The following is a 22,921-nucleotide window of genomic DNA, read 5'->3' as shown; positions in this document are numbered from 1 at the left end:
CGGACGGGGTCCAGGGTAGCGCGGGACAGTGATGCCACCAGGCGAGCGCTCCCCGGAGCGCGCGGGACTTGACCGCGCGCAATCCGCCCCTGGCCCTGGATCCCCGCCTTTACGGGGATGACGAAGGGAGTCGCGGGGATGACGAGGGAGAATGGCGGGGATGACAGTGGTGGATATGAGCCCCCAGCCCGGGCGACCTGGCCTGCGCGGCGACGGCGAAGGGACGGTTGACGCGCGCCGCTCCTCGCGCCACCCCGCCGCGATGCGTCCCGGCTTCCCATTCTCCACCCGCTTCCGCGTCCGCTATTCCGAGATCGACGGGCAGAAGATCGTCTTCAACTCGCGCTATCTCGAATATGCCGACGTCACGCTCGGCGAATTCTGGCGCTGGGCCGATCTGGGCGATATCGGCCCGGACTGGCTCGACGCCGAGTTCAACGTCGTCCGCGCCGCCATCGACTATAAGAAGCCGTTCGTGTTCGACGACATGGTCGAGGGCTTTGCCCGGGTCGAGCGAGTCGGCACGTCGAGCATGACGATGCGCGTCGAGCTCCGCCATGCCGATACCGGCGAGCTCCACACCGAGATCGAGATGGTCAGCGTCCATGTCGACCTGGCGACGCGCAAGTCGAAGCCGATCCCGGAGAATGTGCGCGTGCGGCTGGAGGGGCTGGGGGGCTAGCGCGTCCGCCGCAACAGCAGCCAGACGATCTCGCGTCCCTGCACGAACCGGTCGATCACCGCATCGAGCTCGGGTTGGATCGCGGCCAGGGAAGGCGCCCGGCAATCGCCGCGCTGGCTGGGCAGTATCTCGCTCCCCCATTTCGCCACCGATGCGGGCGATGCCCCGGGTTCCGGCTCGGCCTCCGGCGTCACGGTCTCCGCCATATTGGCGGCCTCCGTATCGTGGATGGACTTCAGCGCGGGGAAATAGTCGCAGCTCAGCAGCGCCATATCGATCCCGCCAGGCGCCTCGCGTGTCAGGGCATAACCATAGCGCAGGCCATCACTCTCCGGATCGTCGGACTGCACGAGATAGATTCCCTTGCGGAACAGCTTGAAACGGACGTTCAATCGCCGGCCCTGCGCCGCAAGCCAATAGCCGTCATTTTCGCGCGCGAGCCGGACGAGCGGTAGCCGCTGCTCGCCGTCATAGGGGCAATAGACCGGCCGGACCTTGCGGTTCCGGGGCTGGCCCTTCTCGTTAGGTAGCCGGAAGACATAGCCTGGCGTCACGCAATCCTGGCGGATGGCGGTTGGCACCCTGGCGGGATCAGCGATCACCAGGCGCTGATAGTCGCCATCGGCCAGCCCGGGCACGATATCGCCATGCGGGACGAAAGGCTGATCCGAGCCCAGGGTGCAGCCGGCCAGCGATCCGGCACACAGCAAAGCCACGATCAGTCCACGCAACGCCATCAGCCACGCCCCGCCCATATTACGACACAATAATGCCGCAATTGGATCGGGCCGGCAAGGGCAGACCTACTCCGCCGCCTTCACCTCGACCGCGTCCTCCTCCGCCACCACATCCTCCGGCAGCGCCCAGAGCAGGTCGCCCTTGCCCAGCGCGCGTCCGTCATGGCTCAGCACCTGCACGGCGCGGATCGGGCGGCTGTCGCGCGCGTCGACCAGCACCGGATAGGCCGGCACCCCCGTCTCCCAGCGCTCGCCCCATTGGCGCAGCGACACCATCACCGGCAGCAGCGCATAGCCCTTGTCGGTCAGGCGGTATTCGATCTTGCGGCGATCGTCGGCGCAGGGCTGGCGCTGCAGGATGCCCTTGTCCACCAGCCGCGCCAGCCGGTTCGCCAGGATATTGCGCGCAATGCCCAGCTCGGACTGGAATTCCTCGAAATGGTGCAGCCCGTTGAACGAGCCGCGCAGGATCAGGAACGACCAGCGTTCGCCCATCGCTTCCAGCGCCGCCGGCAGGCTGCAGTCATTCGCCAGCTGGCGCAGCGACTCTCGAATGGCACCACCCATAACTTGTCACCCTACCGTAAAAGCCGACGCTACGGAATGCCGTAACTTCTTGCGCCGCAGCAAAAGTTTCTCGTTGCAACTTACTTCTATGTCAATTAAAAACCGGATCGCAGCCCAGGCTGCAGGTTCTGACCCCAGGAGGATTTCCCATGACCCGCTTCTTCGCCGCAGCGGCCGCGGCCACGCTGGCCCTCGTCCCCGCCGCCGGCATCGCGCAGGGTGCCCCGAACGGCTATTACTCCGCCACGCCGGTGAGCGCGCCGGCCAAGACCAGCCTCGTCACGCGCTCGACGCTGTGGAAGTGCGATGCCGGCACTTGCGTCGCCGCCAAGGCGAACGCGCGCGACGGCATCGTCTGCGAGCTCGTCGCCCGCGAAGTCGGCAAGCTCTCGGCCTTTCGCGCCAACGGTGCCGATTTCGACGCGGCCGCGCTCGAAAAGTGCAACGCCAAGGCGAACTGAGTTGATCGGGGCCGGCCGCTTCGCCCTCGAAGTGGCCGGCTCCGCACGAAAAGCGCCGCAACGCGCTCAAAATTATTGCAAAGCAACAGCACCGGGGCCCATCTAGATCCCGTGCTGCGCCAATATGAACTTGTCGACCGGGTCCTGAGCTACGACCCCGATGCCGATGAAGCGATGCTCAACCGGGCATATGTCTTCTCGGTCAACGCGCACGGCACCCAGAAGCGCGCCAGCGGCGACCCCTATTTCAGCCACCCGATCGAAGTGGCCGGCATCCTCACCGACCTGCATCTCGACGACGAGACGATCGTCACCGCCATCCTGCACGACACGGTGGAAGACACGGTGGCCACGCCCGAGGACATCCAGCGCCTGTTCGGCGACAATGTCGCGCGCATGGTCGACGGCGTCACCAAGCTCTCCAAGATCGAGGCGCAGACCGAGAGCGAGCGCGCCGCCGAGAATCTCCGCAAGTTCCTGCTCGCCATGTCGGACGATGTCCGCGTGCTGCTCGTCAAGCTGGCCGACCGGCTGCACAACATGCGCACGCTTCACCACATCAAGAACCCGGACAAGCGCAAGCGCATCGCCCGCGAGACGATGGACATCTACGCCCCGCTCGCCGAGCGGATCGGCATGTACGAGTTCATGAAGGAGATGCAGACGCTCGCCTTCCGCGAGCTCGAGCCCGAAGCCTATGAATCGATCGAGAAGCGGCTCGACAGCCTGAAGATCGAGGGCGAGGACCGCATCGCCAAGATCGCCTCGGGCCTGAAGCTACTCCTCTCGCGGGGCGGCATCGACGCCGAGATCACCGGGCGCGAAAAGCATCCCTATTCGATCTGGAAGAAGATGTCCGAACGCCATGTGTCGCTCGAGCAATTGAGCGACATCATGGCCTTTCGCGCGATCGTCGACACCGAGGAGGAATGCTACCGGGCGCTCGGCGTGATCCACCGGCGCTGGCCGATGGTGCCGGGCCGGTTCAAGGACTATATCTCCACGCCCAAGCGCAACGGCTATCGCTCGCTCCACACCAGCATCATCCATGCCGGCGACACCCGCATCGAGATCCAGATCCGCACGCGCGACATGCACGCCCAGGCCGAATATGGCCTCGCCGCCCATTGGGCCTACAAGGCCAGCAATGTCCGGCCCGATACCCAGGTCAGCTGGATCAAGGATCTCATCGAGATCCTGGAGCATGCCGAGAGCCCCGAGGAGCTGCTCGAGCATACCCGCATGGCGATGTACCAGGACCGCATCTTCGCCTTCACTCCCAAGGGCGAGCTGATCCAGCTGCCCAAGGGCGCGACGCCGATCGACTTCGCCTATGCGGTCCATTCGAACCTGGGCGACCAGGCGGTGGGCGCGAAGATCAACGGCCGCGTCGTGCCGCTACGCACCGAGATCGAGCAGGGCGACCAGGTCCAGATCCTGCGCTCCAAGGCGCAGGAGCCCCAGGCCAACTGGCTCAACTTCGCGATCACCGGCAAGGCGCGCGCGGCGATCCGCCGCCATATCCGCTACAAGGAGCGCGAGGAGACGATCGCGCTCGGCCACAAGCTCTATGACGAGATCGTGCTGCGGCTGCCGACGCCGCCGGGCGAGGGCGCGATCCCCGATGCGCTCAAGCGCCTCAAGCTGCAGGACGAAGCCTCGCTGATGGAAGCGATCGCCCGCCGCCAGTTCACCGATTTCCAGGTGATGGAGGCGCTGATGCCCGGCTCGACCGAGGGCGAGGACGAGCACGACCTGCCGCCGCAGCAGCATGCGATCGAGATCAAGGGCCTCACCCCGGGCGTCGCCTTCCATTTCTCGGTCGATTGCCGCCCGGTGCCGGGCGACCGCATCGTCGGCATCCGCCGGCCCGGCGAGCCGATCGAGGTGCACCGGATCGATTGCCCCAGCCTGGCCGACACCACCGAGGAGGATTGGGTAGACCTCACCTGGGGCGACAAGGCGGAGGGCGGCATCGCCCAGATCGAGATCACGCTGAAGAACGAGCCGGGCGCGCTGGGCGCCGTCGCCACGCTGATCGGCCAGCACAAGGCCAACATCCTGGGCCTGCGCATGGACAATCGCGACACCACTTTCCACACCAACACGATGGACCTGGAGGTGCGCAACGCCGCGCACCTGATGCGCCTGCTCGCGGCGCTGCGCGCGGCCGACGCAGTCAGCTCGGCGGAGCGGGCCTGAGGCGCCGGAGCGCGCCCAAGGCCGCTCCCGGCTGGTCGCCGACGACATTGCCGCGCTCACCGAGATGCTCCCTCCGGTGCCGCCCTCTCACTTCGTTGGATACAAGTAGGAAATCGCTTGCGAACATAAGGCGAACACAAGAATCGGGCTGTCGCCATGCGCCTGTTGCGCCGGATTGAAGATCATTTGCGTATCCATCGCGTTTCGCCGGCGCGCTTCGGTCGCGAGGTGCTGGGCGATCCCCGGTTCGTCTTCGACCTGCACAATGGGCGGCGACCTCGCGAAGCCACGATTGCCCGCGTCGATGCCTATCTCGATGCCGCCGCCGAGCAAGGCCCGGGCACGCCCTGAGAAAGCGAGGCCGCAAGGACTTGCCGGCATCCGGCCCTTGCCGGGGATGCCGATAAGGGAGTGGCCGCCGGGCCACCCCCCATTATCGCCTCGAGACAGGCTCAGCTGAACTCGTAGACCGTCACCATGCCGGCGGCGCCCGCTCCGCCCTGTCGGGCCGCCGCCCCGCCGATCGAGCTCGCCCCGCCACCGCCGGCCCCCGGCGTCTGCGCGGCGAAGCCGGCCGCGTTGCCACCGCCATTGCCACCGCCGCCGTAGAAGGAGTCGCCGCCATTGCCGCCGACCACGGTATATTGCGACAGGAGATAACCGTGCCCGCCGGGGCCCCCGGCTGCCGTCACGAGATTGGCTCCGGTCGGTGCGGCCGAGGCACTGCCGCCACCCGCGATCACCGGTGCGGCATAGGCGCCGCCCGCCGCGCCGCCATTGCCGGCCGCGGCGGTGAGCAACGTGCCGAAGCTCGATGCGCTGCCGGCATTGCCCCAATTCGCGCCGGCCGCCGCCGCGGCACCACCCGCGCCCACGGTTACCGCGACTCCGGCAAAGCCGCTGGTCAACCGCGCGCGCGCAAAGGCGCCCGCACTGCCGCCGCCTGCGCACGCCCCCTGGGCAGCGGGAGGCGCGGCGCAGGATCCGCCGCTGCCGCCGCCGCCCACCAGCTCGACGATGACGCCGGTCGTGCCCGGGGTGGGCGTGTAGGTGCCGCTGCTCGTGAAGCGCTGCACCGTGATCACCGTCCCACGCGCCTGGGCGAGCCCCGAGAAATCGCGTTCGTCGGTGATCATCGCATTGGTGATGACCGCGGCAGCCGGCTCGAGCCTGACCTGGGCCACCGGGATCGCGCCGACGGGCAAGGACGGCGCTACCGGATTCGCCGCTTCGGCCCCGGTCACGACCGAGGCCGAGCCGCCGGCATTGATGACCACCCGGTCGATGCGCGGCTGCGCGACCGGCGCGGTGAAGCCGTCAACCAGCTGGGACGGGGTTTCGATCAGGCTGCCCGCCGCCATGAGATGGCCCCGGTCGACGACGAGCGCCAGCATGAGCGGGTCGGTAGCATGCGGCGCAAAGGCTGCGGCGATGCGGGCGAGAACCGCAAGGTCGTTATCCGTCTGGTTCGACGGCAGCATGAATTTCTCGACAGACATATATTCCTCCATTCGATCCGCCGGACAGCGGAACAAATGAGGAACTCGCTTCCGGAATCCTACAAATATCCAACAAAATGCAGGATCCCGGCGCTCCCTTCCCGAACGTCAGCGGGCGCGGAGTCGCTCACGCCTGCCCATGGATGAACTCGTCCAGATCGCTCGGGCACACGATCGGGTCGCGCAAGCGCGGATCGCGGCACGCGGCGAGGAACTCGGCATGATCGGGATGGCCGGGCAGGAAAACCGCGGTCTCGGCATATTGGTCGGGGCTGAAGGTGCCCCAGTTGGTGATGCGGCCGAAATACACATGGCTCGCACCGATCCGGTGCGCCAGATCCACGGCATCGCCCATCTCGCGGAAATTCTCGGTCTGCACCGTGAAGGTGATCATGAAATCGTCGATGAGGCCATCCGCCAGCAACGCGCCGGCGAACTTGAGATTCTCCTCCATCACCGGCCAGCGCGCACCGCGGCGCAGAAGCTCATGGGTCGGGCCGGTGGCGGCGTCCAGGCTCACCCGCAGCGATTCCACGCGGCCGTGAAGGCTGGGAAACGCGGCCCATTGGCGCGGGGTGAACAACATGCCGTTGGTCATGATGATGAACTTGAGTTCGGGATAGCCGTCCGCGTCCAGCTGCTCCATCAGCCCGCGGAAGTTCTTGCTGGCGAACGGGTCGCCCGAACCGGTCACGAACACCGTCCTGGCGGTCTTGAGGAGCGGCAGGATCTCCCGCTCCTGCATCGCGTCGAAGCGCGCGCGCGTCGCGTCGTCCGCCGCATAGCGCGAGACCCGGCAGCTCGGGCAGGAAAGGTTGCAGGTGCGGTCATAGGAGAGATTGAGCGTCTCGGGGCCCCGCTGCATCAGGGTGTCGCCGCGCGCGATGATCTCCCGCCATTCGGGCTCGGCCGCGAGTTCCCCGGCGTCCCGCAGCTGGTTGCTCTGGATCTTGGGGCAGGTGCGCTTGTTGCAGAAGCGGAAGGAGCCGTCGAACATGCTCGCGCGGATTGCCTGGGCGGCGCCGCCGTTCCAGACGTCCTGCCAGGGCGTATGGGTCAGGTTGCCGGTGGAGGTGGGCAGGAAGCTGGCGCAGCACAGATGCGTCGAATTCTCGAGGACGTCGAGCTCGACGAACGGATGGAGGCAGAGCTTGCCCGCCAGCCGGTATTTCGGATTGCCGGGATCCAGCAGGCCTTCGAGGTGGAACAGGGCGCCCTGGAGCTGGACATTCTGGCTCTCGGTCGAGCAGAGCGGCATCAGCGCGTCGAGAGCGTCACGCGGCGCCGATAGTGTCGCGGCGCAAAGCCCGAGCAGCATTTGCATCTGGACGCGCAACCGGGGACTCGGCTCCGCCGCGGTACGCCGCAGCAACGCTTCCGGGACCAGGGGATTCTCCGCCACGATCGACGGAATGAGAGCCCAGAGCTCCGGATGGTCGAGGCCATCGGAAAGGACGCTCAGCATGAGATCGATCGCCTGCCAGGCGGCGGTCTCGCCGTCGACGACCATCGCCTCGGCGCCATCGATCGTGTCTTCCTGGATAGACAATCACGTTCCCCGGATGCGTCCGCAGGGCAGACTGGATGTTCCCCTTATAGACGAATGCCTTGTCCCCGATCCGGCCTGGGGCGGATTTTCCCGTGGCGCGGGATGCCCGTCACCTTCCCGTCGCCCAGCCGGCAAGGGCCGGGATCGCGCCGATTCCGCTGCGATAAGCCACCATTTCGCTGCCAACTTCGTTTCGTATCCGTGCCGCGCCCGGCTAGACTGGCGAGGAGCGGCGGGGGCCGACTTCACATGCCAGCGACGTCAGAACCCCGATGAATCTCGCGCGCCCTTCCGCTCGCCCATCCGGACCGGCGCTCGCCGCGAGCGTCCGGCGACAGCGAGAGGAAGATCATGGCCACGCCTCCATCCCCACCGCCGCCCACCCTGCCGCCCCAGCAGCCCGTCGGCTATTCCGGCCTCTATCCGGACGCCGATACCGCGTGGAGCATCGCGAACGGCCAGGTGATGGTCGCCCAGGTCACGTCCGGCGTCGCGGGAACCCCGCAGCCCTTCGTCTTCAAGGGCGTCCGCTATCAGCCGACTCCGCTCGACATCAATGGCGGCGCCGCCGGATCGCCGATGGGCGACTTCTACTATATCGGCATGCAGAATCCCGGCCCCGACGCCACGACCATGATCATGTACCAGCCGATCTGGAACCGCGATGTCGGCCCGAACGGCCTGATCCGCCAGCTCGGCGCCAACAATATCGGCGTCTATGGCAGCTTCAACATGCCGCCCTCCACCATGTCGAACCCGGACGGCACCGGATCGGTGGTCCCCTCCGCCGACAACAGCACGATCGACTGGACCGCGCTCGGCCCGATCCGCTACGTCGCGGCCAACGGCACCGAATATCCGACCTATATGCCCCAGGGCGCCGACGTGAAGCAGGCCCCGCCCTATTGGTATCATTATTGCCACGACGTCTTTCTCGACATGTGCTGGAACGGCGGCGTCGATCCGATCTACGTGTTCCTGTCGGTCGGCGTGTCGACGGCCGCCTTCTATTCGGCGAACACGGCGCCGGCACAGGGTTATCAATATACCCAGATCCAGCAATATTATCTCGATACGGCGACCTGGCTGGGCCAGAGCTATGGCCATCACCCGGCCCTGGCCGGCTTCTACGTCACCAACGAGACGAACCAGCCGGGCCCGAACGGCACCTATGAATATCGCGAATATTGGGACTTTCTGAACGCGGTGGGCGCGGCGCTGAAGCAGGGCGCGCCGAACAAGCTCACCATCGCCGCGATGCAGGACGACATCGCCACGCTGACGACCCAGCTGATCCAATATGAATCGCCACCGGTCCCGACCAACCCGCCACCGATCAGCCCGCCGGCCACCCAGCCGCTCTATGTCGACAGCAACGGCAACATCACGACGACGGCCGGCACCAACCGCCCCGCTTATGCCACCGATGTCTACGACCTGGATCTATGGGGCTGGAATCTCTACGCGGCCCCCATCGCGAGCACGCCGATCATCGCCTATCTCAGCGCGCGCAAGGCCGCCGGCCAGCCGATGGCGCCGGTCGTGCTGAGCGAGATCGGCATTCCGCAGGCGATGCGCTTCACCCAGGTCGCAGGTGTCGGCTTCGGCACGCTGGGCGGCAACGATCCCTATGTGGCGAATCCCAACGGGGAAGTGGCGACCTGGGATGCGACCTCCAATCAGGCGGTCCTCTCGTCTTATATCCCGGGCACGGTGCTGGGCCAGGAAAGCCTGGCGGTCGTCACCACCACCAGCACGGCGCGGACGTCGTCGACCTTCTTCACCGACAATCCCACCTATAATGCCGGCGGGCTGGTCGCCTATGACAGCGATACCGGGAATTACTGGCTCTTCCAGGGCGTGCCCCAGGATCCCGCCAATCCCGGGCTGCCATCGCCGAGCTGGATGCAGCTGGACGCGACGATCTACGGCACGCTGCTCGACGGGCTGCGGACCGCGGCGACGCCGCCGGCGGCGGCCGGGCCGGCGGTCGCGCTCTATGCCTATCTCCAGGCGGCGGCCGGCTTCCAGGTGGGCAGCCCGTCGGTCGCCGCGGCCGATCAGCTCCTCCAGGGCGTCCAGGTCTTCGAATTCTCCGACGAATGGTACAAATGGATGGATCCGACGGTGACCAGCCCGGCGACGATCCAGACGGCGGCCGGCGTGCATGATTTCCGCGACACCGCCATCGCCCCCTGGGGCCCGGCGAACGCGCAATTCTACACGACCTGGGAAGAGGAATGGTTCGGCCTCTGCTCGGTCCTGCCCGTCGACCGTAGCTCCACCGACCCGGCGATCGCCAGCGACGGCTGGCTCACCGGCGGCGTCGCCGACGCGCTGACGCCCCGCGCCAGCTATCTGGTGGTGCAGCAGTTCTTCGCGCAATAGCCGGCAAGCCCGCCCCGGTCCTTCGCGGCCAGGGCGGGCCACGCACGCGCCGCCGGGCTTCGAGACTGCCCTTCCAATGTAGGATTTGCCCTGCCAGGCTCGACGGGCTCTTTCTCACCGTCGAACCTTCGCCACTCGCCCACGCCCCGGGGAAGGGCCGGACTCAACCCGGCCTTCGACCATCCGGCGGCATGTCGCCCCGCGCGGCGAGTCAACGGATTCAATGAATCCCGCGACCATCCGGTCGAACCTTCCCCTCCGCGGATAAAAAAGGGGGCGGGCACGGGCTTGGGAACCGTGCTCGCCCCCAGCCCGCTCCGACCAAGGAAAGCGGGCCTTTCCCGAGGGGGAATCTACCGTGCGGCCCTGGTCGCCTGGTCCATCAGCGCCCGGGCGCTCCTGATCCCGTCGGCCTCGCTGGTCTTGCCCTGCTGGATCTCGTCGGCGATCTCGAGCACGCGGCCGGCGATCACCGTGCCGTGATCGGCTTCCTCGGTGATGCGGATGCCGCCCTTGGCCGCGGCGATCCGGTCCCATTCGGCGCGGATCGCGGCCCAATAGCCCTTGGTCGCCGCCCAGTAATCGTCCGCAGCCTTCACGTCGAAGCCTGCGAATTTCGTATAGCTGTTGAGGACATATTCCTGGACGACGGGCACGGTCCTGCCGTCCATCTTCAGATTGTCCTGCCAGTGGATCCAGCCGGCCGGCGCGATCGCGTGGCGGTTGACGCCCAGATAGCGGTCATAGACCGGCCCGCGCACCGCGTCGCGCCGGGCGAGCGGCCGCCAGCTGCGGTTCGATTCCCAGCGCCGCACCCCGCCGACCTCGGTCCATTTGCCCCAGCCGCCATAGCGGGGGGAATCATCGACCTGGTAGACGGTCTGCGACCAGGCGCCCCGGCGCTCGGCGACGGGCACCTCGGCCCAGGTCCAGGCATCGCGGTCCGAATAGACCAGCACCCTGGCCGGCTCGTACTGCCAATCCTGGCGCCAGTGCTTGATCACCATCTTCTTGCCGTCGCCCATGTCGACGACGAGCAGATGCTGGAGCCGGATCGTCGAGCCCTTGTCCTCGATCACCCGGACGACTTCGTCGCCGCCCGAGACCTTTGCCGGGATCGGGGTATAGTCGGCGCGCCAGGAAGTGCTCTCCTGCATGTCGAACTTCACCTTGTACGTCCCCGCCATGGCGAGGATGTCGGCGCGGTCGGCCTCGAAGGCCGATCTGGCCGCCGGGGCGGACGCCGATTGGGCAAGCGCGGGCACCGGCGCCAGCAACGAAAGGGCAATCGGAAGGATCGGAAGAAGCAGCTTCATGATCTTGGTCCTCAGAAGCGGTTAGAAACGATAGCTGATGGAAACCGAGCCGTTGCGGCCCGGCTGGGTATAGGCGTCGCGCACCGTGGAGGTCGCGGCGAGACCGCGAATGTCCTGCCACAGCCAGTATTTGCGGTCGGTCAGGTTGAACACGCCACCGCGCACCGTCACGCCGTCGGTCACGCGCACATAGGCGGTGATGTCGAGCGTGACGAAATCATTGCCAGTAAAGCAGTTCGGCGCGGCATTGGCGGTGGCGGCATAGCAGCTCGATCCGCGCGTCCGGGCAATCTCCTTCTGCCCTCCATAGGTCGCCATCAGCCGGCCGCCGAAGCGTCGGTCGGCCGCGTCATAGCCGATGCCACCGACCAGCTTCAGCGGATCGATCGACTGGAGCGGCAGCCTGGCGCCGTTGGTGCCGATCGTGTCGCCATGGGCATAGGACAGCGCCAGCGTGGCGTTCAGCCCCCGCGCCGGGCGCACCGTGGCGCGCGCCTCGAAGCCACGGATCTTCACGCCGCCCAGGTTGCGCCACTGGTAGATCCAGGGATTGGCCGGCGACGGAAAGGGGCGCCCGGTCGTCTCCACCTGGTCGATGAAGTCGTGATAGCGGGCATAGAAGCCGGTCAGGTCAAACGAGACCAGATCGTTGAAATAGCGGAAGCCGCCCTCGAAGCTCTCGCTGTTCTCCGGCTTCAGGTTGGGATTGGCGATGCTGGTATAGCCGACCGGCGGGTTGGCGAAGAAGTTGTTGACCTGGCTCGGCTCCGGCGCCTTGAAGCCCTGCGCATAGTTGGCGAACAGCCGGGCGCCTTCGGACAGCTTGATCACCGCGCCGACCTTGGGCGAGACGCGCGAGCCGTCCTGCCCCGATGCGGCGAAGGTCGGCAGCAGCGGATCCTTTTCGGGCGTGAGCTTGTAGGCGTCGAAGCGGAGCGCCGGGTAGAGCGTCAGCGGCCCGAACGAGACTTCCGCCGCGGCGACGAGGCCGGCCAGCATATAGTCGGTCTCGGGGAAGGCGCGGGTCGGGAAGGTCTCGCCCGGCGGCGGCGTCACGCCGTCGCGCAGCCCCTTCTGGTTGGTCCAGCTGATATCGCCCGCCAGCGTCAGCTTGGCGCGCAGCCCGTGCTCCTCGCCAAAGCCGAAGCGCACTTCGCCCGAGGCGCCATAGACGCGGTTCTCGAAGGTGTTGAGCCGCTCGCGATCGGCAACCGGGCTACGGTCCTCGTCGGTGAACTGGCGATCCTTGCTGTTCTGCCAATAGCCGCTCAGCCGCGCGAACTCCAGCGTGCCCTCGCCGCTCCAGGTCCAGTCGCCGGCGATGCGGCCGCGCTTGCTGGTGTCGCGCGCCTGCAACAGGTCGATGGTGGTGCCGGTGGCGGGAAGCGGAGTCAGGCCGGTCAGCACATTGGTGGCAAGGCGGCTGTCGACATATTCGCCGGTGATCCGGAAGCGGTTGCGCGCGTCGGGCTCATAGACCAGCCGGGCGAGCCCGGCGTTCGAATGGCCGTCCTGCGGATTGGGCTCGGTGCGGGCAGTGCCGATGCCGCCGGTCGTCCCCTTGTTGTCGAGCTCGTGATAGTCGCGGCGGGTATAGGCGAGCATCGCCGAGAAGTCGCCGAAACGGCCGGCGATCACGCCGGTCTCGGAGAATTCGTCGTCCGCCGAGCTATAGGCGGCGCGCGCCAGCCCGCCGACCTTCTTGCCGTCGCGCAGGAAGTCTGAAGGATCGCTGGTGGTGAAGCTCACCGCGCCGGCCAGGCCGTCGCTGCCGTACAGCGCCGAAGCCGGGCCGCGCAGGATCTCGACCGACTTGACCAGGCCCAGATCGACATAGTCGCCCCGCCCGGTCGACTGCGCGCCGAAAGTGAAGCCGTCGGGCACGCGCACGCCGTCGACCTGGATCAGCACCCGGTTGCCGCCGATGCCGCGAACGACGAAGCCCTCATTTCCCGCACGGCCGGTGGTCCCCAGCGCCGCGCCGAAGCGGGTCGGGCCGCGCGGCACGCTGATACCCGGCTCGTAGCGGACCAGATCCTTGATATCGGTAGTCAGCTCATCGGCCATCTTCCGCTCGTCGATCACGGTAACGGTGGCGGGGACTTCCTTCACGTCGGTCGGGATGCGCGTGGCCGTGACGGTGATCGTCGAATCCTGCTGCTCGGCGCCCTTCTTCTCCTGCGCCTGGGCCGGCAGCGCCGCCGCCAGCACCCAAAGGCTGATCCCCGCCCCGATGGTACGCCGCATGCCCCGAAATCCTTTCTGCTAATGCAAGTGATTCTCAATCTCGATGGGCGTTAGCCGCCATGGCCGCGGAACGTCAACCCCGTAACGAGGAGAAGCGCGGGCAAGCGCGGCGGCATTGCGGGGCTAGGCATCCATGCCGCTCGACGGCGGCTCGTCGCGACGCTAGAGCGTCCGGTCATGCAAAAGCGGCCCAAACTCTCCGTCGTCATCCCCTGCTACAATGAAGAGGCATGCCTCGAGATGCTGCACGGCCGCGTCTCCGGCGCCGCCCGCGCCGCGGTGGGCGACGACTATGAAATCGTGCTCATCAACGACGGCTCGCGCGACAGGAGCTGGGACGTGATGCAGCGCCTCTCGGCAAGCGATCCGCGCCTCGTCGCGATCAACCTCTCGCGCAACCACGGCCATCAGCTCGCCCTCACCGCCGGGCTGGACCTGTGCGCGGGCGAGGAGATCCTGATCATCGACGCCGACCTGCAGGACCCGCCCGAACTGCTGACCGACATGCGCGCCGCGATGCGCTCACAGGGCGCCGACGTGGTCTATGCGGTGCGCCGCAAGCGCGACGGCGAGACGATCTTCAAGAAGATCACCGCCGCCTTCTTCTACCGCATGCTCGACCGGATCACCGACACGCCGATCCCGCTCGACACCGGCGATTTCCGCCTGATGACGCGGCGCGCGCTCGACGCCTTTCTGTCGCTGCCCGAACAGGCGCGCTTCATCCGCGGCATGGTCGCCTGGGTCGGCTTCAAGCAAGTGCCCTTCCCCTATGACCGGCACGAGCGCCATGCCGGCGAGAGCAAATACCCGCTCGGCAAGATGATCCGCTTCGCATTGGACGCGATCACCGGCTTCTCGACCGCGCCGCTGCGCTTCGCCAGCCATGTCGGCCTGGTGCTCACCGGCCTGTCGGCGCTGCTGGTGCTCTACATCGTCGCCGGCTTCCTGATGGGCGCGGCGATCCCCGGCTGGACCTCGCTGATGCTGGTCGTCGTCGTGCTGGGCGCAGTGCAGATGTTCGTGCTCGGCATGATCGGCGAATATCTCGGCCGGCTCTATGTCGAATCGAAGCGCCGGCCGCTCTACATCGTCGCGGACGTCGCCGGGCCGGTGATGGGCCATGCCTCGCTCGGCTATCGCTATGCCGATTCGGGCGAGGTCAGCGTCTCGCCGGTCACGCCGCGCGGCGAGAATTGAGCCGCCACCCCGGCGAAAGCCGGGGTCTCGGACGATGGCGCGATACGGCATGAGATCCCGGCTTTCGCCGGGATGACGGTTACTTCGGTTCCGCCAGCACGATGATCGACAGGCCCGGCGGCATCGGCAGCCGGCCGAGCAGGTGACGCTCCAGCCCGAACACCGTCTCGAACGCGGCATTGAGCGGCCGGGGCGGCGGCGAATCGTCGCTGTCGTCCTTGCCGGTAAGCTTGCCGACGAAGCGCGCCGCCACCGCCACCGGAAAGAGCAGCGAGTTGAACCAGCGCAGCTTCCGCCAGCCAAGCCCGGCCTTGTGCAGCGAGGCAGTCAGCGTCGCCTTGGAATAGCGGCGCTTGTGGTGGTTCACGACATCGTGCGCGCTCCACATCCATTGATGGGCCGGCACGGTGATCAGGATCTTGCCGCCGGGCTTGAGCACCCGGGCGATCGCCCGCAGCGCCGCGACATCGTCCTCGACATGCTCGATCACGTCGAGCACCGCGACCATGTCGTAGCTGTCGTCCGCCACGCCGGTCAGCTCCGGGAGCGGCGAAGCGCCCACTTTCTTGCCGAGCCGCTCGCTCGCCTTGGCGGCGGCGATCTCGTCGATCTCGATCGCGTCGATCTCGCCGAACTGGGCAAGCATCGGCAGGTTGTGGCCGGTGCCGCAGCCGATCTCGAGGATGCGCGCGCCGCCCGGAATGGCGGCATAGCGCTTCAGATAGTCGGAAAGGATCTCGCGGCGCGCACGATACCACCAATGGGTGGTGTCGTGCGCGGCCATGCGCTCGTAGACGATGCGGTCCATCTTATTTGAACACCAGATAGCGGTTGAGCGCGAAGGTAACGAGCGGCGTCACGAAGACCACGGGAAGCAGCGGCACCCAGGTCTGCTGGTGCAGCGGCCCGGTGATCACCCAGGTGAAGCCGGCGTTCATCGCCATGCCGACCGACTGGACCGCGACGAACTTGGACTGGGTGCCCACGCCGCCTTCCGCTTCATGCCCCTTGAAGCTCCAGCGGCTGTGGAAGACATAGCCGAACACCACCGCGACCAGGAAGCCCGCGATCGACGCGAGCACCGGCGGGATCGCATAGGTGGCGAGCGGCCAATAGACCAGGGCATAGACGAAGGTCGACGCCAGCCCGACGATGCCGAAGCGCACGAGCTGCCCGAACACGCCATTCGCCCACATCTCTTCGAATCGCCTGATTACCGCCGTCACAATCGCTTGCCCAAGAACCGCCGGTCGCCCTAATGCGTGGCGCGGAGCGAGGGAAGCGATTTTGACGCCAGAAGCCAAGGGCGGGTTCCGCCTCGACCGAGAACTGGACCGCAACTGGCTGCGCTGGATGGCGCTCTTCTGGCTCTGCGTGGTCGCCTGGTTCCTCCATGACCGGCAGGGCAACATCTATTGGCTGCTGCTCGGCGACACCGACGACAATATGCGCCTGATGCAGGTCCGCGCCTGGCTGGCGGGCCAGGGCTGGTACGATCTGCGGCAATATCGCCTCGATCCGGCGCTGGGCGGGTTCGACATCCACTGGTCGCGCCTGGTCGACCTGCCGATCGCCGGGCTGATCCTCGCCTTCAAGCCGTTCGTCGGCACCGCCACGGCAGAGAAATGGGCGTGCGGTCTCGCGCCGCTGCTGCCGCTGGCGCTCGCCATGGCCGGGCTCTCGCTCGCCGTGCGCCGGCTCGTCGCGCCCTGGGCCTGGCCGGTGGCGCTGATCGTCCTGATGGGCTGCGCCTCGACCATGTCGATGTTCGCGCCGATGCGGATCGACCATCATGGCTGGCAGCTGGCGTTCCTGGCGATGACGGTCGCCGGCCTCGCCGATCCGCGCCGGGCCCGCGGCGGCGCCGTTGTCGGCCTGTCCAGCGCCGCTTCGCTCACCATCGGGCTCGAGATGCTGCCCTATTGCGCGATGGCCGGCGCGATCATCGCGCTGCGCTGGATCTGGGATCGCGACGATGTGCGCCGCATGCAGGTCTATGGCCTGACGCTCGGCGGCGGCTCCGCGCTCGGCTTCGCGCTCTTCGCCTCGAACGCCAACCAGGCGATGCGCTGCGACGCGCTCACGCCCGTATGGCTGACCGTGATGGTCGCCGCCGGCGCCCTGCTCTTCGCGCTGTCGCTGCGCAACCCGGCCGACCGCCGGGTCCGCCTCGCCCTTGCCGCGCTGGCCGGCGCGGCGATCGTCGCCGGCTTCGCCCTGCTGTTCCCGCAATGCCTGGGCCGGCCCGAGCAAGTCTCGGACGAGCTCGCCAACACCTGGCTCAACAATGTCCGCGAGGCGCGGCCGATCTACAAGCACGCCTTCAAGACCGCCTTTCCGATGGCGGTGCTGCCGGTGATCGGCACGCTCGGCGCGCTCTTCGCCACCTGGCGCGCGCGCCGCGGCGAGGCGCTGGTCGGCTGGGCGGCGGTGGCGCTGTTCACTGCATTCGCGAGCGCGATGCTCCTCTGGCAGGTGCGCGCCGCGCCCGCCGCGCAGCTGCTGGCGGTGCCGGGATCGGTGGCATTGCTGGTCGTCGCCATTCCGTGGTTCCTGGGCATCCGCGCGCCCTTCGCGCGCTGGATCGGCGAAGGCCCGGCCCGGCTGCTCGGCATCCTCGTCCGCGTGCTGGGCACGGTCTTCGCCTTCCTGCTGCTCTCGGGCCTGTGGGCCGGGCTGGTCGTGCCCTTCTTCTCCGCCGGCAACGACGCCAAGCCGGGCAAGCCGGCGCCGCCCGACAAGGTCGCCGCCGCCAATGCCGCCTGTGCGCGGATGAGCAACCTGCGCGTGCTCGACGACGTGCCGGCCGGGATCGTCTTCACGCATGTCGATCTGGGCCCGCGCCTGATCACCGTCACCCATCACAGCGGCATCGCCGGCCCCTATCACCGCAACGGCCGAGCGATCCTCGACGTGCACCACGCCTTCACCTGGACGACGCCGAACTTCCGGCCGATCGCCGCCGCGCACAAGGCCCAGTATCTGCTGATCTGCCCGAACCTGTCGGAGACGACGCTCTACCGCAGCCGCGGGCCGAACGGCTTCTATGCGCAACTGGCCAAGGGCGACGTGCCGAACTGGCTCGAACCGGTGCCCCTGCGCGAGGTCCAGCCGGGCAAGCCGCTGCCATTCAAGCTGTGGCGGATCCGCTACGACCTGCCGGAAATGCCGGCGGAACCCGCAAGACGCTGAACGCCTTCCGGGGCCTCAGTGCCCCGTCGCCGCCCGCCCCGCGACCAGCGCCGCGCTGATCCCGTCGATCACGAACTGCACCGCCAGCGCCCCCAGCAGCACGCCGAGCAGCCGCGACACCACCGCCTCGATCTTCGCCCCCACCACCCGCATCAGCGGACCGGCGGCGAGCAGCGCCAGCATGGTGAGCAGCAGGATCGCCGCCATCGCGGCAAGCACCACCGTCGTCCGCTCGACGCCATTGTTCTGCGACATCAGCAGCATCACCGAGGCGATCGAGCCCGGCCCCGCGATCATCGGCATCGCCATCGGGAAGATCGAGATGTCGGTCGGCTCGCTGGCCTTCACTTTCTCGGCCCGGTCCTCGCGCCGTTCGGTGCGCTTCTCGAACACCATTTCGAGCGCGATCAGGAACAGCATGATGCCGCCCGCGATCTTGAAGGCATTGAGGCTGATGCCGAGCGCGCGCAGCAGCACCTCGCCGAACAGCGCGAAGCCGAACAGGATGGCCGCGGCGACCACCACCGCGCGCACCGCCATCGCCCGGCGATGCGCCGCGCTGGTGCCGGCGGTGAGCCCCGCGAAGATCGGCGCGCAGCCGGGCGGATCGATCACCACGAAGAAGGTGACGAAGGCGGAAATGAACAGCTCGATCATTTCGGTGCAGCCACTCCGTCGGAAACGCATACCTCGAACGCGTCGCCATTCCAGATCCACACGGTGAATATGCGCGCGCCATCGGGCGTAACCTGCCAATGCCACCGGATCGTCCCGTCGGATGAAGCACCATCCCCCAGCTTCGCACCCGGGGTCGCGAGGATCGACGACATAATCGGCTGCGGCAACGGTGCGCAGGATGCCCGGACCAGCTTCGGCTCGACCGGGCGGCCGCGATCGCTTTTCAGCTTGTCGCCATGGTCGAGCCGCCATTGCCAGCTGCCATCTACCTGGCGCTTCCAGACGGTCGTAAAATAACCGAGCTTACCGCCCGGCCAACGCACGCCGCCGCTGTTCACCGCATAGTTGCCGTCGCATGAAACATAGCTCTCCGTCGGCCACCAAGTGATGGACCTTGGCGGATCCTTGCGATCCTTCAGCCATTCCCGCGCCGTCACCGGCTGCGGCACGAACATCGTCGCATCCGCCGCCGCATATTCGCGGAACGCCGTCCACTGCCCCCTGGCCTGCGCCGCCGCGTTGAACGCGCGCTCGGCATCGACCGCGCTCTGCGGCGTCGCGGCCTGGAGGATCAGCGCGGCAAGGATCATATCGCGCCCTTGGCCAGCGGCACGCCGGCATTGCGGTGCGCCGCGACCAGGGTGTTGCGCAACAGGCAGGCGATCGTCATCGGCCCGACGCCGCCCGGCACCGGCGTGATCGCGCCCGCCACGCTCGCCGCGCTGTCGAAGTCGACATCGCCGACCAGGCCCTCGTCCGTCCGGTTGATGCCCACATCGACCACCGTCGCGCCCGGCTTCAGCCACTCGCCCTTGACGAAATGCGCCCGGCCCACCGCCGCGACGACGATATCGGCATGCTTCAGATAATGCGGCAGGTTGCGCGTCCTGGAGTGGACGAGCGTCACCGTCGCGCTCGCCCGGGTCAGCAGCGCCGCCATCGGCTTGCCGACGATGTTCGAGCGGCCGATCACCACCGCGTCGAGCCCGCTCAGATCGCCCAGCCGATCCTCGAGCAGCATCAGGCAGCCGAGCGGGGTGCAGGGCACGAAGCCGTGCAGCCCGGTCGCCAGCCGCCCGGCATTGACCGGGTGGAAGCCGTCGACATCCTTGTCCGGGTCGATCCGGGTGAGCACGGCCTGCTCGTCGATATGCTTGGGCAGCGGCAGCTGGACGAGGATGCCGTCCACCTCCGGATCGGCATTGAGCTTGTCAACCAGCGCGATCAGCGTCGCCTGGGTCGTGTCGGCGCCCAGCTTGTGCTCGAAGCTCTCCATGCCGCATTCGCGCGTCATCTTGCCCTTGGAGCGGACATAGACGGCGGACGCCGGATCCTCGCCCACCAGCACCACGGCGAGCCCGGGCACGCGGCCCGCCCTTTCCCGGAACGCGGGAACCAGTTCCGCCACGCGGGCGCGCAGGCCCGCGGCGAACGCCTTGCCGTCGATGATCTCAGCCGTCATGCGCCCCGCCATAGAGCCTGTGCGCGATATCTTCCAGCGCCGCGGGATCGCCCGCCACGCGAAGCCGCTTATGCCGCGCCGTATCGCCCGCGATCAGCGTAACCGCGCGCTTCGGCACGCCGAAGACGCTCGCCACCAGCGGCACCAGCGCGGCATTGGCCGCGCCGTCCACCGGCGGCGCGGCGAGCCGGGCGGCGAAATGCTCGCCGGTGCCCGCCGCAAGGGCATCGCGCGACGCGCGCGGCGTCACCCGGACGGCGATCTCGATCCCGTCCGCCAGGCGCCGCCAGGCCGGCATCCCAGGCTCAATAGGCCGCGGAGGCCAGCTGCGCCGCGAGCGTGGGCAGGACGAAGTTGCTGAGGACGTAGATGATCAGCAGCGCCACGAGCGGGCTCAGGTCGAGCGCGCCGAAATCGGGCAGGATCCTGCGGATCGGGCGATAGATCGGCTTCGTGATCACTTCGAGCGCCTGCCAGACCGAGCGGACGAACTCGTTGTAGAGGTTGATCACGTTGAACACGATCAGCCACGACAGGATCGCCTGGACGATGATGACGATGCTCAACGCCGACAGCAGGAAGCCGATGATGTCGAGGATCATGAGTAGGAAGGGGATCAAAGCGCTCTCCGAGGTCTCTTGCGCCACAGATTAGGGAATGCCGCGCCCCGCAACAACCCCGGCGCGCGCTTGCGCGGGTTCAATGCACAGGCGCGCGCGGTTCGCCGGGCCGGCCGGCGCGCCCCATGGATCAGGCGTGGACGAGCGTGCCCGCGCCGCGCCGCGTGAAGATTTCCAGCAGCATCGCGTGCGGCACGCGGCCATCGAGGATCACCGCCGCGTCGACGCCCTGCTCGACGGCGTTCACACAGGTCTCGACCTTGGGGATCATGCCCCCCTTGATCGTGCCGTCGGCCTTGAGCGCGGCGATGCGCGCCGGATCGAGATCGGTCATCAGCTCGCCCGACTTGTCGAGCACGCCGGCCACGTCGGTGAGCAGGAAGAAGCGCGAGGCGCCGCAGGCGCTGGCGATCGCGCCCGCCATGGTGTCCGCATTGATGTTGTAGGTGTGGCCGTCCGCGCCCAGGGCGATCGGCGCGACCACGGGGATGAAGCCCTGCGCCGCCAGCGAGTGGAGGATCGCCGGATTGACGCCGACCGGCTCGCCCACGAAACCCAGGTCGACATGGCGCTCGATGCCCTGAAGCGGATCGGCCTCGCGCCCGGTCACCTTCTCTGCGGTGACGAGCCCGGCATCCTTGCCCGAAATGCCGACCGCGCGGCCGCCCGCGGCGCCGATCCAGCTGACGATCTCCTTGTTGATCGATCCGGCCAGGACCATCTCGGCGATCTTCGCCGTCTCCGAATCGGTCACGCGGAGCCCGCCGACGAAGTTCGATTCGACGCCCAGCCGCTTGAGCATCGCACCGATCTGGGGCCCGCCGCCATGGACGACGATCGGATTGATGCCCACGGCCTTCAGCAGCACCACGTCCTCGGCGAAGTCACGCTGCAGCTCGGGATCGCCCATTGCGTGGCCGCCATATTTCACGACGAAGGTCGCGCCGGCATAACGCTGCAGATAGGGCAGCGCCTCGACGAGCGTTTCGGCCTTGGCGAGCAGCGCGGGATCGGGGGCGTTGGTCATGCGCGGCCCATAGGGCCGGTGGGCGGGTCCCGCAACTTGTCAGCGAAACACCGCGGTCGCGCGGTAGGTGGCAAGCCAGTTGGCGGAGCCGCGGCATTCGCGCATCACCCGCTCCTCGGTCCGCCGGAAGCGCGCGCCGTCCCAGACATAGGCCTGGCTCTGGCCGCAATCGCCGACGCCGCGCCCCTTGGCGAAAGTGGAGAGCACGCCCGCCTTGTCGAAGCCGGCATTGACCAGCATGCCGTCATTGCCGTCGTCGAACGCCGCGCGCACCGCCTTGCCGCCCGCCAGCACGAAGGCGACGGTGCTGTAGTTATAGGCCCCCGCGCCGCAGGGAATCAGCGCCAGCGTCTTGCCGCCGCCCAGCGCATAGGTGGCGACTTCGGGCACGGTCTCGGCCCCGTCATACAGCCCGTCGCAATCGCCCTGCTTCTCCAGTGTCGCGCGCAGGGCCCTGGAGACGCCGGCAGGAGTCCCCGAAGGACGCAGGGCCGCTATGCGCTCGGGCGGCCGGGCGGCGGGCACCGCGCCGGCGGGCTTGCCGCCCCTGGCCACCACCGCGGTCACCGTGCCGGCCCGCCCCTGATCGGCGTCGATATGGCGCAGCGCGGCCGAGGAGCCGGCGAGCGAGATGCGGGCCACGACCTGGCCGGCGGCACCGACCAGCGCCGCTTCCTTGCCGTTGGGCAGGGCGGCGGCGATCTTCGCGGCATCGGCGCCCCGAAAGGTCACGCTGTCGCCGCCGCCGGCCGTGGCGGCGATCGCGACCCCGTCGACCTGGAGGGTCGCCTTGCCGTCGAGCTTGCCGGAGGGCCAGACCTCCACGGTGAACCCGCCCGCCGGGCCGGCAGCGCGGGTAAGCGCCATGCTCGCGTCATAGCCCGAACCCTCTTCGGGCACGGCCTGGTCGCCGGGATAGAGCGAGGTCATCTCGCACCCGTGCAGATTGTCGCAGGCGACCGCCCAGTCGCCATAGAGCTTTTCCGGACCGTCCTGCGGGACCGGCATGGCGAGGAGGAGCGCGAGGATCGACATGGCGGCGAGCCTAGCCGATTCGGCGATCACCGGGTAGGAGCCTACGACGAAGGAGACAG

At 67.8% G+C, this 22,921-nt stretch carries 22 protein-coding genes; 7 read left to right on the top strand and 15 right to left on the bottom strand.

The window, feature by feature from the left end; genetic code table 11:
• The first annotated feature begins 160 nt into the window (after positions 1-160).
• Positions 161-682 carry a thioesterase family protein gene (locus OMP43_RS15915; protein WP_348538607.1) on the top strand — a complete coding sequence of 174 codons (522 nt, stop codon included), beginning with the start codon at positions 161-163 and terminating at the stop codon, positions 680-682.
• On the opposite strand, the gene OMP43_RS15910 is transcribed toward OMP43_RS15915, so the two are convergent.
• Both OMP43_RS15910 and OMP43_RS15905 read right to left on the bottom strand, forming a co-directional pair.
• Entirely contained in the window at positions 679-1,419 is a 741-nt protein-coding gene (locus OMP43_RS15910) for a hypothetical protein (RefSeq protein WP_280280504.1), read from the bottom strand. The two genes, OMP43_RS15915 and OMP43_RS15910, sit on opposite strands and share 4 nt — an antisense overlap.
• A 66-nt stretch (positions 1,420-1,485) precedes the next feature.
• Positions 1,486-1,986: a helix-turn-helix domain-containing protein gene (locus tag OMP43_RS15905; protein ID WP_280280503.1), complete on the bottom strand. Its 501-nt coding sequence runs from the start codon at positions 1,984-1,986 to the stop codon at positions 1,486-1,488.
• Positions 1,987-2,135: 149 nt separating this feature from the next.
• On the opposite strand from OMP43_RS15905, the gene OMP43_RS15900 reads away from it, so the two are divergent.
• The 3 genes from OMP43_RS15900 (at position 2,136) to OMP43_RS15890 (ending at position 5,000) form a co-directional block, all read left to right on the top strand.
• A complete protein-coding gene (locus tag OMP43_RS15900; protein ID WP_280280502.1) occupies positions 2,136-2,447 on the top strand; it encodes a hypothetical protein in 312 nt (103 codons plus the stop codon).
• 111 nt (positions 2,448-2,558) lie between these two features.
• The gene (locus OMP43_RS15895; RefSeq protein ID WP_280280501.1) at positions 2,559-4,649 is read left to right on the top strand and encodes a bifunctional (p)ppGpp synthetase/guanosine-3',5'-bis(diphosphate) 3'-pyrophosphohydrolase; all 2,091 of its coding nucleotides are present in this window, start codon (positions 2,559-2,561) and stop codon (positions 4,647-4,649) included.
• Between the two features lie 156 nt (positions 4,650-4,805).
• Entirely contained in the window at positions 4,806-5,000 is a 195-nt protein-coding gene (locus OMP43_RS15890; RefSeq protein ID WP_280280500.1) for a hypothetical protein, read from the top strand.
• A gap of 101 nt (positions 5,001-5,101) precedes the next feature.
• Here the strand turns inward: OMP43_RS15890 and OMP43_RS15885 are convergent, their stop codons facing one another.
• A complete protein-coding gene (locus tag OMP43_RS15885; RefSeq protein ID WP_280280499.1) occupies positions 5,102-6,148 on the bottom strand; it encodes a hypothetical protein in 1,047 nt (348 codons plus the stop codon).
• 127 nt (positions 6,149-6,275) lie between these two features.
• A complete protein-coding gene (locus tag OMP43_RS15880; protein WP_280280498.1) occupies positions 6,276-7,697 on the bottom strand; it encodes a radical SAM protein in 1,422 nt (473 codons plus the stop codon).
• Positions 7,698-8,048: 351 nt separating this feature from the next.
• On the opposite strand from OMP43_RS15880, the gene OMP43_RS15875 reads away from it, so the two are divergent.
• Positions 8,049-10,085, top strand: coding sequence for a hypothetical protein (locus OMP43_RS15875; RefSeq protein WP_280280497.1), 2,037 nt, complete (start codon positions 8,049-8,051; stop codon positions 10,083-10,085).
• Positions 10,086-10,438: 353 nt separating this feature from the next.
• Here OMP43_RS15875 and OMP43_RS15870 read toward each other — a convergent pair whose 3' ends face one another.
• Both OMP43_RS15870 and OMP43_RS15865 read right to left on the bottom strand, forming a co-directional pair.
• The gene (locus tag OMP43_RS15870; RefSeq protein WP_280280496.1) at positions 10,439-11,401 is read right to left on the bottom strand and encodes a DUF6607 family protein; all 963 of its coding nucleotides are present in this window, start codon (positions 11,399-11,401) and stop codon (positions 10,439-10,441) included.
• A gap of 21 nt (positions 11,402-11,422) precedes the next feature.
• Positions 11,423-13,648, bottom strand: a complete 2,226-nt coding sequence (locus OMP43_RS15865) for a TonB-dependent hemoglobin/transferrin/lactoferrin family receptor (protein WP_280280495.1) — start codon at positions 13,646-13,648, stop codon at positions 11,423-11,425.
• Positions 13,649-13,825: 177 nt separating this feature from the next.
• Between OMP43_RS15865 and OMP43_RS15860 the strand changes: the two genes are divergently transcribed.
• Complete coding sequence (locus OMP43_RS15860) at positions 13,826-14,848, top strand: glycosyltransferase family 2 protein (RefSeq protein ID WP_280280494.1); 1,023 nt, start codon at positions 13,826-13,828, stop codon at positions 14,846-14,848.
• A 79-nt stretch (positions 14,849-14,927) separates the two neighbouring features.
• Here the strand turns inward: OMP43_RS15860 and OMP43_RS15855 are convergent, their stop codons facing one another.
• Positions 14,928-15,656 carry a class I SAM-dependent methyltransferase gene (locus OMP43_RS15855; RefSeq protein ID WP_280280493.1) on the bottom strand — a complete coding sequence of 243 codons (729 nt, stop codon included), beginning with the start codon at positions 15,654-15,656 and terminating at the stop codon, positions 14,928-14,930.
• Position 15,657: 1 nt separating this feature from the next.
• Entirely contained in the window at positions 15,658-16,029 is a 372-nt protein-coding gene (locus OMP43_RS15850) for a GtrA family protein (protein WP_280280492.1), read from the bottom strand.
• A 172-nt stretch (positions 16,030-16,201) separates the two neighbouring features.
• On the opposite strand from OMP43_RS15850, the gene OMP43_RS15845 reads away from it, so the two are divergent.
• Positions 16,202-18,040: an AcrB/AcrD/AcrF family protein gene (locus OMP43_RS15845; protein WP_280280559.1), complete on the top strand. Its 1,839-nt coding sequence runs from the start codon at positions 16,202-16,204 to the stop codon at positions 18,038-18,040.
• Between the two features lie 15 nt (positions 18,041-18,055).
• On the opposite strand, the gene OMP43_RS15840 is transcribed toward OMP43_RS15845, so the two are convergent.
• The 7 genes from OMP43_RS15840 to OMP43_RS15810 all read right to left on the bottom strand — a co-directional run bounded on the left by OMP43_RS15840 (position 18,056) and on the right by OMP43_RS15810 (position 22,892).
• Positions 18,056-18,697, bottom strand: coding sequence for a MarC family protein (locus tag OMP43_RS15840; RefSeq protein ID WP_280280491.1), 642 nt, complete (start codon positions 18,695-18,697; stop codon positions 18,056-18,058).
• A complete protein-coding gene (locus tag OMP43_RS15835; protein WP_280280490.1) occupies positions 18,694-19,308 on the bottom strand; it encodes a hypothetical protein in 615 nt (204 codons plus the stop codon). Before OMP43_RS15835 ends, OMP43_RS15840 begins: the two co-directional genes overlap by 4 nt.
• On the bottom strand, positions 19,305-20,180 hold the full coding sequence (folD, locus tag OMP43_RS15830) for a bifunctional methylenetetrahydrofolate dehydrogenase/methenyltetrahydrofolate cyclohydrolase FolD (RefSeq protein WP_280280489.1): 876 nt from the start codon (positions 20,178-20,180) through the stop codon (positions 19,305-19,307). The genes OMP43_RS15835 and folD overlap by 4 nt, the downstream gene beginning before the upstream one ends.
• Positions 20,170-20,478 (bottom strand): DUF167 domain-containing protein, encoded by a 309-nt coding sequence (locus OMP43_RS15825; protein ID WP_280280488.1) that lies wholly within the window; start codon positions 20,476-20,478, stop codon positions 20,170-20,172. Before OMP43_RS15825 ends, folD begins: the two co-directional genes overlap by 11 nt.
• Before the next feature lie 7 nt (positions 20,479-20,485).
• Positions 20,486-20,782 (bottom strand): YggT family protein, encoded by a 297-nt coding sequence (locus OMP43_RS15820; RefSeq protein ID WP_280280558.1) that lies wholly within the window; start codon positions 20,780-20,782, stop codon positions 20,486-20,488.
• Between the two features lie 148 nt (positions 20,783-20,930).
• Complete coding sequence (gene argB / locus OMP43_RS15815; RefSeq protein WP_280280487.1) at positions 20,931-21,827, bottom strand: acetylglutamate kinase; 897 nt, start codon at positions 21,825-21,827, stop codon at positions 20,931-20,933.
• Between the two features lie 39 nt (positions 21,828-21,866).
• Positions 21,867-22,892 (bottom strand): DUF1176 domain-containing protein, encoded by a 1,026-nt coding sequence (locus OMP43_RS15810; RefSeq protein ID WP_280280486.1) that lies wholly within the window; start codon positions 22,890-22,892, stop codon positions 21,867-21,869.
• Between the last annotated feature and the right edge of the window lie 29 nt (positions 22,893-22,921).

This window comes from Sphingomonas sp. CBMAI 2297 (assembly GCF_029870595.1).
GTDB lineage: Bacteria > Pseudomonadota > Alphaproteobacteria > Sphingomonadales > Sphingomonadaceae > Sphingomonas.
Note: the sequence above shows the minus strand (reverse complement) of the source record. Positions and strands in the feature narration are given on the sequence as shown.

Coding starts and splice junctions, on each gene's coding strand:
- OMP43_RS15835 (WP_280280490.1), bottom strand. CDS start 19,308: ATGATCCTTGCCGCGCTGATCCTCCAGGCCGCGACGCCGCAGAGCGCG.
- folD (WP_280280489.1), bottom strand. CDS start 20,180: ATGACGGCTGAGATCATCGACGGCAAGGCGTTCGCCGCGGGCCTGCGC.
- OMP43_RS15875 (WP_280280497.1), top strand. CDS start 8,049: ATGGCCACGCCTCCATCCCCACCGCCGCCCACCCTGCCGCCCCAGCAG.
- argB (WP_280280487.1), bottom strand. CDS start 21,827: ATGACCAACGCCCCCGATCCCGCGCTGCTCGCCAAGGCCGAAACGCTC.
- OMP43_RS15870 (WP_280280496.1), bottom strand. CDS start 11,401: ATGAAGCTGCTTCTTCCGATCCTTCCGATTGCCCTTTCGTTGCTGGCG.
- OMP43_RS15845 (WP_280280559.1), top strand. CDS start 16,202: ATGGCGCTCTTCTGGCTCTGCGTGGTCGCCTGGTTCCTCCATGACCGG.
- OMP43_RS15840 (WP_280280491.1), bottom strand. CDS start 18,697: ATGATCGAGCTGTTCATTTCCGCCTTCGTCACCTTCTTCGTGGTGATC.
- OMP43_RS15910 (WP_280280504.1), bottom strand. CDS start 1,419: ATGGCGTTGCGTGGACTGATCGTGGCTTTGCTGTGTGCCGGATCGCTG.
- OMP43_RS15890 (WP_280280500.1), top strand. CDS start 4,806: ATGCGCCTGTTGCGCCGGATTGAAGATCATTTGCGTATCCATCGCGTT.
- OMP43_RS15825 (WP_280280488.1), bottom strand. CDS start 20,478: ATGCCGGCCTGGCGGCGCCTGGCGGACGGGATCGAGATCGCCGTCCGG.
- OMP43_RS15860 (WP_280280494.1), top strand. CDS start 13,826: ATGCAAAAGCGGCCCAAACTCTCCGTCGTCATCCCCTGCTACAATGAA.
- OMP43_RS15820 (WP_280280558.1), bottom strand. CDS start 20,782: ATGATCCTCGACATCATCGGCTTCCTGCTGTCGGCGTTGAGCATCGTC.
- OMP43_RS15865 (WP_280280495.1), bottom strand. CDS start 13,648: ATGCGGCGTACCATCGGGGCGGGGATCAGCCTTTGGGTGCTGGCGGCG.
- OMP43_RS15885 (WP_280280499.1), bottom strand. CDS start 6,148: ATGTCTGTCGAGAAATTCATGCTGCCGTCGAACCAGACGGATAACGAC.
- OMP43_RS15915 (WP_348538607.1), top strand. CDS start 161: ATGACAGTGGTGGATATGAGCCCCCAGCCCGGGCGACCTGGCCTGCGC.
- OMP43_RS15905 (WP_280280503.1), bottom strand. CDS start 1,986: ATGGGTGGTGCCATTCGAGAGTCGCTGCGCCAGCTGGCGAATGACTGC.
- OMP43_RS15900 (WP_280280502.1), top strand. CDS start 2,136: ATGACCCGCTTCTTCGCCGCAGCGGCCGCGGCCACGCTGGCCCTCGTC.
- OMP43_RS15855 (WP_280280493.1), bottom strand. CDS start 15,656: ATGGACCGCATCGTCTACGAGCGCATGGCCGCGCACGACACCACCCAT.